We start from the raw sequence: 11848 nt of genomic DNA on the forward strand, positions 1-11848 counted from the left end.
ATTACTCCTGTAACACCCAGATTGTTTCCAATGATATATCATCGGCTCCATTCGGCACATACCCTAGAGCCTTTCGATTCTCTATATATTGTAACACAGAGGAGCTAATCTCTTCACCTACCGCTACACAAGGAATCCCTGGTGGATAATAAGCAATGGTCTCTCCTGCTATACGATGAAGTGCGTCTTGTAACCATACTTGCTCCCGATTGGCATACATAGCATTACGAGGCGTTACCCTTACAATAGGCTCAGGCAATACTGCTGAATCTTTGCTACGATTTTGAAAATTATCGTTCCCTTTATTACTTGATTCTGGGGATTTACTTAACACCGTATCGCTGATAGCTTGTACTGCTTGAATAAGAGCCGTTACAGACTCTTTTGTATCGCCAATAGTAATGAGTACTAGCACATGATGAGCTTGTACTAACTCTACCTCAATACGATATTTTCGTAACATTTGTTCAAACTCAATACCGGTTAACCCTAATTCTTTAGCATCGATTAGTACCTTTGTACAATCATAATTTACAACTTGGTCTCTAATATCCGTGTACTCCATAGTTTTAATACCAGAAATCTTATGGAGCTCATTACGTAAATAGAGGCTCAAGTCTACGGTACGACTTATGAGTACCTTACCTTCTGTTGCTAATTGATGACGCGCCATATCTAAAGATGCAAGGAATATATAATTTGGACTCGTGCTTTGTAGCATTTGATGCATTTGCGTAATGCGACGCTGATTGATTTTATCTCCTTGGCCTAATAACCAAGAGGTTTGCGTCAAAGAGCCTACCGATTTATGAGTGCTTTGTGCTACTAAATCTGCACCTGCTGCAACTGCTTCGATAGGTAAATTTTCTGAAAATGGTAAATGAGGTCCGTGAGCTTCATCAACAAGAACAATCAGTCCTCGTTTATGTGCTTCTTTTACAATATTTACAATATCTACACCTACGCCATAATAGTTTGGATATACCAAGAGAATCGCTTTTGCCTCTGGATGCGCATCCATGGTTTTAACGGCATCGTCCAATGATACTCCTAAAGGAATCCCCCAACGTTCATCAAATTGGCACCCCATATAGATAGGCTTAGCACCAGATAACACTAATCCACTAATAACGGAACGATGTGCTTCCCTAGGAATAATAATCGTTTCATCAGGACCTACAGTTCCCATAATCATCGCTTCAATTAAAGCGGTTGTGCCATTAATAGAGAACCAGCAATAATTAGCTCCATATAATTCAGCTGTTAGATTTTGAGCCGCTTTTAATTCTCTCTCAGGTTCATGTAAATCATCTAAGGCATACATAACCCCTAAATCATATGGCAGTGCTGCTCCCATCCAGTCTTTTAGTAACTGAGGCGCTTCAACACCAATCTTATGACCAGGTGTATGAAAAGGCACAAAATGTTGTTCCTTATATGATTCTAAAGCCTCTACAAAAGGCATTTTCTCTTGATTGCTCATATATACCTCGTAAAAAGGGCATGAATCTCAATGAGACTCATGCCCTTTTGCATGTTATTTATCGCTGTGGACGACGCTTAGGATTAAACTGATTCATCCCTTTGTCTATGCCCACCTCTAAAGTACCTAATACAGCTTTTACTGTATCTTTAATACCTTTTTGTACTTTCTCTTGTGATTCTTCACTAAATGGTGCTAACACGTGGTCAATAACAGTCCATTGTGGTAATGGACGACCAATACCTACGCGAAAACGTGGAAAATTTTCTGTTCCTATATGGGAGATTAAAGATTTAATCCCATTATGCCCACCAGAACTACCATTTGGTCGAATACGTAATTTGCCTACCGGTAAATCCATATCATCATAGATACAATACACATCAGATGAATCAATCTTGTAGTATCGCATTAATGGACCTACAGATTCCCCACTTGCATTCATAAATGTTTGAGGCTTTACAAGCAATACCTTTTCACCAGATACATTAATACTGCACACCTCTGCCTTTTGTTCCTCTCTCCATGGAGTGTGAGAAACGCTGTCTGCAATGGCATCGATGACCATAAATCCAATATTATGTTTTGTCGCTTCATATTGCTTGCCTGGATTACCAAGGCCTACTACTAATTTCAAGAATCACCTATTATTTATCAAATAAATTACTTACTGAAACTTCATGAAAGATACGCATAATCGCTTCCCCCAATAATGGAGCTACAGATAATTGCGTTACATTATCTAATTTGCAATTTTCTGGTAATGGCATTGTGTTTGTTACGATAAGCTCTTTAATATTAGAGTTTGCAATGCGTTCGCTTGCTGGATCTGTTAATACAGCATGGGTAACAGCAGCCATAACAGATTTTGCACCAAATTCCTCTAATGCTTTAGCGCCTTCTACAAGGGAGCCCGCTGTATCTACAATATCATCAACAATAATGCAGTTTTTACCTTTTACATCACCAATAAGGTTCATAACTTTAGCTACGCCTGGTTCAGGACGTTTTTTCTCAATGATTGCAATTGGCGCACCAATGCGGTCAGCCAAATCACGAGCACGAGTTACCCCGCCAAGATCTGGAGATACAACGATAACATCTTCAAGATTTTTTTCGTTAATATATTTCGCTAAAATGGATGCACCATACAAATGGTCTACTGGCACATCAAAGAAACCTTGAATTTGACCTGCATGCAAGTCAATTGTTACAAGACGTGTAATACCAGAAGTTTGCATTAAATTAGCTACTAATTTTGCAGTAATTGGTTCACGACCACGAGTTTTGCGATCTTGACGAGCATAGCCATAGTAAGGAACTACAGCTGTGATATGGCGTGCAGAAGCGCGTTTCAACGCATCAGCCATAACCATTAATTCCATTAAATTATCATTTACAGGATAGCTAGTTGGTTGAATGATAAATACATCTTTGCCACGTACGCTTTCATCAATCATAATTTGTACTTCGCCATTATTAAAACGACCTACAAATGCTTCACCTAAAGGCAACCCTAAATAATCACAAATTTCCTTTGCCAATGCAGGATTCGCATTACCTGTGAAAATTTTAAGTTTTTTGCCGTCTTCAAATGCCATTTTGTTACCCTTTCATCTGTTCCTATACTGGTTACTTATCCATAATCATCCATTACAGATACACACTATTGCCTTTTTATTGTATACTATTTTGCTCAAAATGTGTTAAAAATTTGTAATATTTTTTTATTTCTTTTTGAAAGTATCGTCTGTTACCCAATTTTCTTTCACAATTTGTTTACTACGGCCTACCGCTAATGCCTTATCTGGTACATTTTTAGTAATTGTAGAGCCTGCACCTACATAGCTATAATTACCTATCGTTACAGGAGCTACCAAATTACTATTACAGCCAACGAAAGCACCATCGCCGATTGTCGTACGATGTTTAATCTTTCCGTCATAGTTTACAGTAATCGTACCACAACCAATATTAACACCAGATCCTACATCACTATCGCCGATATAAGATAGATGTGGGAACTTAGTGCCTTCACCGACGTTGGAATTTTTAACCTCTACGAAGTTACCTACATGAACCTTGTTGCCTAGTACAGTATTTGGACGTAAATGAACATATGGACCAACATCTACACCATCTTTTACTTCGCAGTCATGACCATAAGTGAAGTGGATAATCGTATCGTTACCAACTTTCACATTTGTTAAACGAGTGTGTGGACCAATTTCACAACGCTCACCTATTACAGTATCGCCTTCAAGGATTGTACCAGGATGCAAAATTGTATCGGCCCCTACTGTTACCTCAGGAGCTACATAAGTATTTGCAGGATCAATAATAGTTACGCCAGCAGTCATTAGCTCAACATTTTTACGATGTTTCAGAATAGATTCCGCTTCTGCTAATTGCAAACGAGAGTTTACACCTAAGGACTCTTCAAAGTCTTTAGTCATATACGCACTTACCTTGTCACCACCATTTACAAGAATACCAACTACATCAGTAATATACAATTCACCTTGCGCATTGTCATCAGATAGTTGATCTAAACAAGGCCATAACTTTTTACTATCAAAAGCATACATACCAGTATTTACTTCTTGAACAGCTAATTCCTCTGGTTTACCATCTTTTTGCTCTACGATACGAACTACAGAGCCTTCTTCATTGCGAATAATACGGCCATAACCGGTTGGATCAGGCATATGCGCTGTCAAAATTGTTGCAGCTGCCCCAGAGTTTCTGTGTTCTTCTAAAAGTGCTTCTAAACTTTCTTTTGTAACAAGAGGCGTATCCCCACAAAGTAATAAGATAGTACCATCATAATCACCAAGTACTGGTTGAGCCATTTTTACTGCATGACCAGTACCATTTTGTTCTTCTTGGCGAACAAATTCAGCACGATTACCCAAGTAATTTTGCACCGCATCACCGCCAAAACCTACGATAACCACATCACGGTTTGTTCCGATAGACTGAACCGTTTCAAGAACGCGTTCTACCATAGCTTTGCCGCCAACCTTGTGCAGTACCTTTGGCAATTTAGACTTCATACGCGTACCTTTACCAGCCGCTAAAATAAGGCTTGCAATATTCATAGTAATCTCCTATCTCCTATCTGTTATCATATATATCTGAACCATTTAAATCATCAATTTCATCATATTAGCCTATAGGCCAAAACTTAGTATAATACATTATATCTAGCTATAATGTATATAATATTAATCATTTATTCTTTATCAAATACTGGTTCTATATTAATTTTCTTTGTATTTTCATCAATACCATAAAACGTAAATAATGATTCATAATCATCAATTAGTTTGGGATTTGGCTCTGCCGTTGCTACAAGAACACCAGTACCAACAACGACACCACTCATCTCTAAAACAAGTTCCTTAAGCCCTTTCGCAGTCCCCCCTGCTTTCATAAAGTCATCGATAATTAAAACTCTAGCGTTAGGAGGAATAGCCCTCTTTGTAAGCGTCATAGTCTGAATACGACCAGAAGAACCCGTTACATAGTTAATACTAATAGCAGATCCTTCTGTCACCTTACTGTCACGACGAGCAATAACAAGAGGCTTATTAAAAGCTCGCGCCACCATAACAGCTAATGGAATCCCCTTCGTTTCAACCGTCAAAATATAATCGGGATCTCGATCCATAAAGCGAGTCATAATAATTTCACCAAGGCGTGTCATTACATGCCAGTCATAAAGAATATCTGACATATAAATAAAACCTCCCGGAATGATACGATCTGACTCCATCAATCGAGTTTGCACATCTCGTAAAACATCATTGGCTTGAGCACCTTTCCGATGAGGAATAAAACGTACTCCACCAGCTACACCCGCCACAGTTTCTAATGTGCCAAGCTGAAAATGTTCCATAGACTGTCTCACACAAGTTAAGTCTTCACTAACTGTGGATTTAGCCATGCCAAAGAAATCACAAAAATAATTTAAAGGAATCAATTTTTGCGGTGAATCAACTAACAATTTTGTCATTGCCACCATGCGTTCTACACGCCGTACTTTATCCATAGAATTTCCTTTACCATTCATCATATAACAATTGATTGTACTCATCTAATAAAAATCATGAGTTATCTCAAATATATCTTTTATTTATTATACCATAATTTCCGAATATTCGAGGTTATAAAAGCACTATAATTCGGTAAAATAAAAACTCTCTAGACCTTATATAATATTGTAAATTTAGACCATATAGTCTATTACAATACTATATATTTTCTAGAGAGTTTATATTATAAAACGTAAACTTTTACAGTTTGACGACCAAACTGTAATGCTTCAGAACGTGAATCGTAAGCTAAATCGATTCTATGACCTTTTATAGCACCACCAACATCATCTGCTACAGCATAACCATAACCTTCGACGTATAATCTCGTACCTAATGGAATTAATTTAGGATCTACAGATACAATGCCCTTCTTTAAACGACTACCAGTAGCTGTATAATTGCCATTTCCAGGGTCTTGAGCAGAATAAGCACTAGCTTGCATAGTTAAAACTCGAGAGTATTTATTCGGCACACCGTTATGACTTAATTCTGTACCATGTCCACCATAACGAGTCTCCATCTTTTCTAAAGCATTCATTGTAGTAGGGCCAACACGACCATCTACAGCAAGCCCTTTAGACTTTTGAAATTTTCGTACCGCCTGCTCTGTATTATTACCATAGATACCATCTACAGAATCATGTAAAAAACCTTGATGCTTTAACATGGTTTGCACCTTGCTAACATGGTGTCCCCGTTGTCCCCGATCAATCGTTTTTGCCAATGATACAGAAGATATCATTGTAGTCATACAAACAAGCGTACATGCGATAATTATTTTTTTAACCATATACACTTCACCTTACATCAGTAGTATACTATACAGTTTTAAATAATCTATAAACCATATTAAGATTAAAATATAGAAAATGCATATATAAAACACTTTATTAACTATATCTCAAATCTAGTACTACATATATATCATAGAAATTTAAGATACCAATGAAATAAAATCTCCACTATCAACTCTAAGAAAACATATATATTTAAACTTCAGATTTATTAGAGTTAATAATGGAGACTTTAATAAAAGTATTTAATTTTAACAGTTATGATATACACCAATATGGCATTCTTTACGCTTAGCACCAACTATGTATAAATACGTGTAACCAATGATTGCAGAAATAATAGAGCCTATTAATACACCACCCTTAGCCATCTCTTGAGCATGACCGGGATCAAATGCTAGAACAGAAACAAAGATACTCATGGTAAAACCAATACCACATACAATCGAAGTACCATAAATGAATTTCCAATTAGATTCTGCTGGCATAGGTACAATCCCTAATTTAATCATACCAAACATAGCACCAAAGATACCGATTTGTTTCCCTAAAATAAGACCTAGTGCAACACCTAAAACAACTGGATGCGTTAAATCGGCTAGACCAAATCCACCAAGATTTACACCTGCATTAAAAAATGCAAAGATAGGAACAATAACAAAACTTACCCAATTAGATAGATAATGTTCCCAATGTTGCATTGGTCTAACATATTTACGACCAATTTTACCACGTTCAGGAATCGTCATTGCCAAAATTACACCTGCCATAGTAGCATGTAATCCAGAGCGAAGAATACAATACCATAAAATAATACCAAGGATGATATACGATAAAGATCTAACATAACCAGAACGGTTACAATAAATCAATAAACCCGTTACAATAACGGCTGCAACTAAATAGAAAAGATTAAGATTTGATGCATAAAATATAGCAATAACAATAATAGCAATCAAATCATCAATAACAGCTAAGGCTGTCAAAAATACCTTCATAGAATTAGGCACTCTAGAGCCCAATGCCGTTATAACACCTATAGCAAAAGCAATATCCGTAGCTGTTGGAATAGCCCAACCATGAACATAAACTTCACTAGAACCAGCTATAAGATAGTAAATAATGGCAGGTACTAAAACACCAAATAGTGCAGCAATGCCAGGCATAATACGCTTAGCATTCGTATTGAGTTCGCCACTCACTAATTCACGCTTTACTTCTAACCCTACAAAGAGGAAAAAAATAGCCATTAAGGCATCATTAACCCACTCCATAGTTGTTAATGGACCTAATTTTAAAGTAACCAGTGACATATACTGTGTCACTAATGGAGAGTTTGCTACGATTAAGGCAATAAGTGTAGATCCTAGTAAAACAGCTGTAGCCGAACCAGGAGAACGTAAAAATACAAATATTCGTTCCATATGATTCCTTCCTAATATAATAAGTTCATTATTTATGCTTAAGAGTTCTTATTTTATATGCCACAATTAAGACTATAGCACCTAATAAACCAGAAATAATAGAGCCTATAAAGATACCTATTTTTGACATTTCTTGAGTTACACCTGGTGGAAATGCCAATGTAGCCACAAATAAACTCATAGTAAAACCAATACCACAAACAATGGCTGTACCATAAACCTCTGGCCATGTTGTATTAGTAGGCATCTTAATAATCTTAGATTTAACTAAAACAAAAACGGCAGAGAAAATACCAAACTGTTTACCTAAAATAAGCCCCAGAGAAACACCTAGTACAACAGGATGGAATAAATGATCTGCTGAAACATCAGCAAAAGATACACCTGCATTTAAAAAACTAAACAAAGGAATAATCAAAAAATTAACCCAATGTTTTAATTTATCTGCCCATTTATGCATAGGATATACTGTTTCACCATAAAGTTTGCCTGTTGCAGGAATAGTCATAGCTAAAACAACACCTGCAATGGTTGCATGAACACCAGACTTTAATACAAAGTACCAGAGAGCTGCACCTAATACACCATATAATACTGGTCTAACATATCCCTGTTTATTAGTATACCACAATGCACCTGTAACGACAGCAGCACCAATCAAGTATGGGAAATCAACACCAGCACCATAAAAGATAGCTATAACAATAATAGCAATTAAATCATCTATAACCGCCAATGCAGAAAGAAATGCTTTCATAGCTTGTGATACACGCTTACCGAGCATCATAATTACACCTATAGCAAATGCAATATCAGTAGCCGTCGGAATCCCCCAACCATGAGTATACTCAGGCACAGATCCAGCAATTAAGAAATATACTAAAGCTGGTGTCACAACGCCTGCAAAAGCAGCTAATACTGGTAGTAGTCGTTTTGAATTTGTATTCAGCTCACCAGAAATCATTTCGGATTTAATTGCTAGCCCTACATATAGGAAGAAAAGAGCCATTAATCCATCATTTACCCACTCCAGTATATCCATAGGTCCCCAAAAGACATGCATTAAGGAGAAATACTGTTCTGCTAGCGGAGAATTTGCTGTAATAACACCAAGAATAGCGGCAAGTAAGAGCATAATACCGCCAGATGACTCAGACTGAATAAATGCTTTTATATAATTCATAGTAACTACCACTTTCTAAATTATAAATATAAATACGGAATGTCATAAATAAAAACTATTTAATTAAATCAATTATATCATTTCATTTCGAAAATAATCAATAAACTAATGATGAAGCACGCTGATTAGATACATAAAGATTATAATAACTTAATGATTAAATCCTCTAATTAAAGAAACAAAAAATACACCTAGGGGAATAGTTAAACAAATACCTGCTATAGTATTTGTAACTGGATTGGACCAAAGTGGCATAATAAATCCAAGTAATACTAAGGTACCACAACAGATTGGTGTACGCCAAACATGTTTTATCTCAGCCGATACTTTAGATTCTGTAGCACTAGCTCTGCCAAATTTATTTTTAATAGTCATAATAATGCCAGTCACAATGCCTACAATAAGAACAATATCCCAGATGGCCCATAATATTTTAAGAGCCATCGTATTATGATTATGAATATGGAGATTAATCATTGTAGTCATGCCCGTAAAATACCAGGGGATATTTTTTGTAGAATACATATCCTTAGTAGAATCAGTATATAAATTAGCATAGACTGGTTGGCCCAAAAACATAGCTGGATCATCATCGTTTTCAGCACCTAAATAAAATGCATAATGATGATTATTAAATTTAGATGGATAATCTATAGATATAAGCTGACGATCTGGATATGCTTTCATAATTCGAGAGATAGCTTCAGATGGTTGTAAAATGTCAGATTGACCAACCGAAAGTTCTTGCTTTGCAGTGTGTAGTACATCTGCATTATAGCTGTCATTAGCAATAAAAAATCCACCTATCCATACACCTGTAATACATAAGATAAATCCCCATACAGTAGCAACCATAGCAAATTCTCGGTGTAATATACTTAATTTCATATAGTTAGACAATACAGTAGATTTTGCAAAGCTTTTACGAAATGGACCATATAAAAAAATACCAGAAATAATAGATAAACTACATATAAAAGATAAAATCGTTACAATATAAATTCCTGTTTTGCCAAGATCTAATCGAGTATGTAATTGGTGAAGCGTATGTAACACACTTCGAACCCAAGGATGTGAAGGTGTTTCATGATGCGTAGTAATAAGCTCCTTTGTTTCAGGATTATATAATGCATAATCCCCTCCCATCCCCATACGCGCTGGAGGTGCTACAGTTGCGGAAGAATCAATAATACGATACCGTAAAATATTTGCAGCCCCCATAGCTGGAGAAATATTTAAAATATCCTTAGACGGATATTTTTCTTTCACTAATAGGGCACCTTCATCAGCATAATTAAAAATAGACATTTCTTGTTGGCTCATCGCCATTGATAACGAGGAATAATGTGACCCTCCTTGAGCCCATGCATTTAATTCAGTTCGGAACATGAGGATAAGTCCTGTAATACAAAACATTAAGAAAAATAGCACAGAAACTATAGATAACCATTTATGAATTTTATAAATTTTTGACATACATATGCCTCCTTCCTCATTATTTTATACATCTATTTTTATATCAATACAATACAGCAACCACTATGGGTATAGAGTATATAAACAAGCTCCTCTTGAATGTATATATTATAGTATGATACAATATGTACATCATGCGGGCGTAGTTCATCGGTAGAATGCGAGCTTCCCAAGCTTGAGAGGAGGGTTCGATTCCCTTCGCCCGCTCCATATATAAAATTCCGTGATGTGATATATATCACGATTATTTTTTCTATAATGATATAATAAATATAAATTTATATTGTATATTTTTTTACAAGGAGTACTCCATGAAATTAAGCGCAAGAAACCAATTAAAAGGTACAATCGTTGAAATTCAAGAAGGTGCTGTAAACGCAATTGTAAAGATTAATGTAGGTAACGATAACATTCTTACAGCTGATATTACAGTTCAATCCGTTAAGGAATTAGGCTTAACAGTTGGCAAAGAAGTTGTGGCTGTTATCAAATCCACTAGCGTAATGGTTGGTGTAGAATAATAAAACTAGAGTCGCTTCGGCGGCTCTTTTTTGTATATAAAATAATTTTGAAATAAATAATCATGAATAAAAATGAGTCCTGTAAGCTATTTTAAAGTAGCTTATAGGGCTCATTTTTATATAGATACTGCAATAGAAGATATATTTACCGGTTTATGAGCTTATTTAATTTCTTTTTATATGCGATGCCATAGGTACTACATACTAAAGTAACGGGTATTTACAAGTTTTTGAAGAATCTCAACAGCTGTACGGTTCAATAACATTGGCACGATGTACCGCGTTACCGTATTGATTTAGTTTGCCTCCTACCACTAGACGCGTCTTCCTATCACACTCGCCCATGATCATGTTTAAAATAGTCTTTTAATGCACGGTTCTAATGGTAGGGCTTCGTCGAAGGTGATGTGTGGGCCCCATGCGTCGCATAGATCTAATTACTTTTCGGTGGCCCTACTTGCTTCCTCACTGTGGATTTCCATTCTCTGCTTCGCAGCTCGGTAAATCTTACGTTCGGAAGAAAGTGATGCAGTGAATCTGTCGTCGATTCGCTTCTCCATCTTCTACTGCCCTGCTCACCAGGTACCCTGGGAGGATAGGAAGCCATACAACAAAAAAAGACACACCCTTAGGTGTGCCTTTAAGCAATCAGCAGCTTCCTATCCTCCCAGGCCGTCTCCAGCCAAGTACTTTCGGCGTTTATGAGCTTAACTACTGTGTTCGAGATGGGAACAGGTGGATCCTCATAGCCATCGCCACTGAATCTGTCAGAGTTTGTACTCTGAAAACCACATAGAAGGTATATATATTTATTGCACTAGAAATTCTAGACTAATTTGTTTTCGTCGTCAGCTGTGGATTTTGTTT

The 11848-nt window shown here is 36.5% G+C and carries 10 protein-coding genes, 1 tRNA gene and 1 rRNA gene; 2 read left to right on the plus strand and 10 right to left on the minus strand.

The window, feature by feature from the left end:
- Position 1 precedes the first annotated feature (1 nt).
- The 9 genes from RWP19_RS06860 to RWP19_RS06900 form a co-directional block, all read right to left on the minus strand.
- A complete protein-coding gene (locus RWP19_RS06860) occupies positions 2 to 1483 on the minus strand; it encodes an aminotransferase class I/II-fold pyridoxal phosphate-dependent enzyme (protein WP_314357025.1) in 1482 nt (493 codons plus the stop codon).
- A 58-nt stretch (positions 1484 to 1541) separates the two neighbouring features.
- Positions 1542 to 2120, minus strand: a complete 579-nt coding sequence (gene pth / locus RWP19_RS06865) for an aminoacyl-tRNA hydrolase (RefSeq protein WP_295259902.1) — start codon at positions 2118 to 2120, stop codon at positions 1542 to 1544.
- A gap of 10 nt (positions 2121 to 2130) precedes the next feature.
- Complete coding sequence (locus RWP19_RS06870) at positions 2131 to 3084, minus strand: ribose-phosphate pyrophosphokinase (protein ID WP_005387130.1); 954 nt, start codon at positions 3082 to 3084, stop codon at positions 2131 to 2133.
- 126 nt (positions 3085 to 3210) lie between these two features.
- Positions 3211 to 4584 (minus strand): bifunctional UDP-N-acetylglucosamine diphosphorylase/glucosamine-1-phosphate N-acetyltransferase GlmU, encoded by a 1374-nt coding sequence (gene glmU / locus RWP19_RS06875; RefSeq protein WP_314357027.1) that lies wholly within the window; start codon positions 4582 to 4584, stop codon positions 3211 to 3213.
- Between the two features lie 134 nt (positions 4585 to 4718).
- Positions 4719 to 5537: a pur operon repressor gene (gene purR / locus RWP19_RS06880; protein ID WP_314357029.1), complete on the minus strand. Its 819-nt coding sequence runs from the start codon at positions 5535 to 5537 to the stop codon at positions 4719 to 4721.
- Between the two features lie 227 nt (positions 5538 to 5764).
- Positions 5765 to 6373, minus strand: a complete 609-nt coding sequence (locus RWP19_RS06885) for a peptidoglycan-binding protein (protein ID WP_314357032.1) — start codon at positions 6371 to 6373, stop codon at positions 5765 to 5767.
- Positions 6374 to 6628: 255 nt separating this feature from the next.
- Complete coding sequence (gene nhaA / locus RWP19_RS06890; RefSeq protein WP_314357036.1) at positions 6629 to 7801, minus strand: Na+/H+ antiporter NhaA; 1173 nt, start codon at positions 7799 to 7801, stop codon at positions 6629 to 6631.
- Between the two features lie 28 nt (positions 7802 to 7829).
- Positions 7830 to 8984, minus strand: a complete 1155-nt coding sequence (gene nhaA, locus RWP19_RS06895) for a Na+/H+ antiporter NhaA (RefSeq protein WP_314357038.1) — start codon at positions 8982 to 8984, stop codon at positions 7830 to 7832.
- 150 nt (positions 8985 to 9134) lie between these two features.
- Positions 9135 to 10460 (minus strand): PepSY-associated TM helix domain-containing protein, encoded by a 1326-nt coding sequence (locus tag RWP19_RS06900; protein WP_314357040.1) that lies wholly within the window; start codon positions 10458 to 10460, stop codon positions 9135 to 9137.
- Positions 10461 to 10596: 136 nt separating this feature from the next.
- Between RWP19_RS06900 and RWP19_RS06905 the strand changes: the two genes are divergently transcribed.
- Both RWP19_RS06905 and RWP19_RS06910 read left to right on the plus strand, forming a co-directional pair.
- Positions 10597 to 10670, plus strand: a tRNA-Gly gene (locus RWP19_RS06905).
- A gap of 101 nt (positions 10671 to 10771) precedes the next feature.
- A complete protein-coding gene (locus RWP19_RS06910) occupies positions 10772 to 10981 on the plus strand; it encodes a molybdopterin-binding protein (RefSeq protein WP_105085362.1) in 210 nt (69 codons plus the stop codon).
- Positions 10982 to 11627: 646 nt separating this feature from the next.
- Here the strand turns inward: RWP19_RS06910 and rrf are convergent.
- Positions 11628 to 11744 (minus strand): 5S ribosomal RNA (gene rrf / locus RWP19_RS06915).
- Positions 11745 to 11848: the final 104 nt, after the last annotated feature.

The sequence above is a fragment of the uncultured Veillonella sp. genome, from assembly GCF_963522475.1.
Classification (GTDB): Bacteria; Bacillota; Negativicutes; order Veillonellales; family Veillonellaceae; genus Veillonella.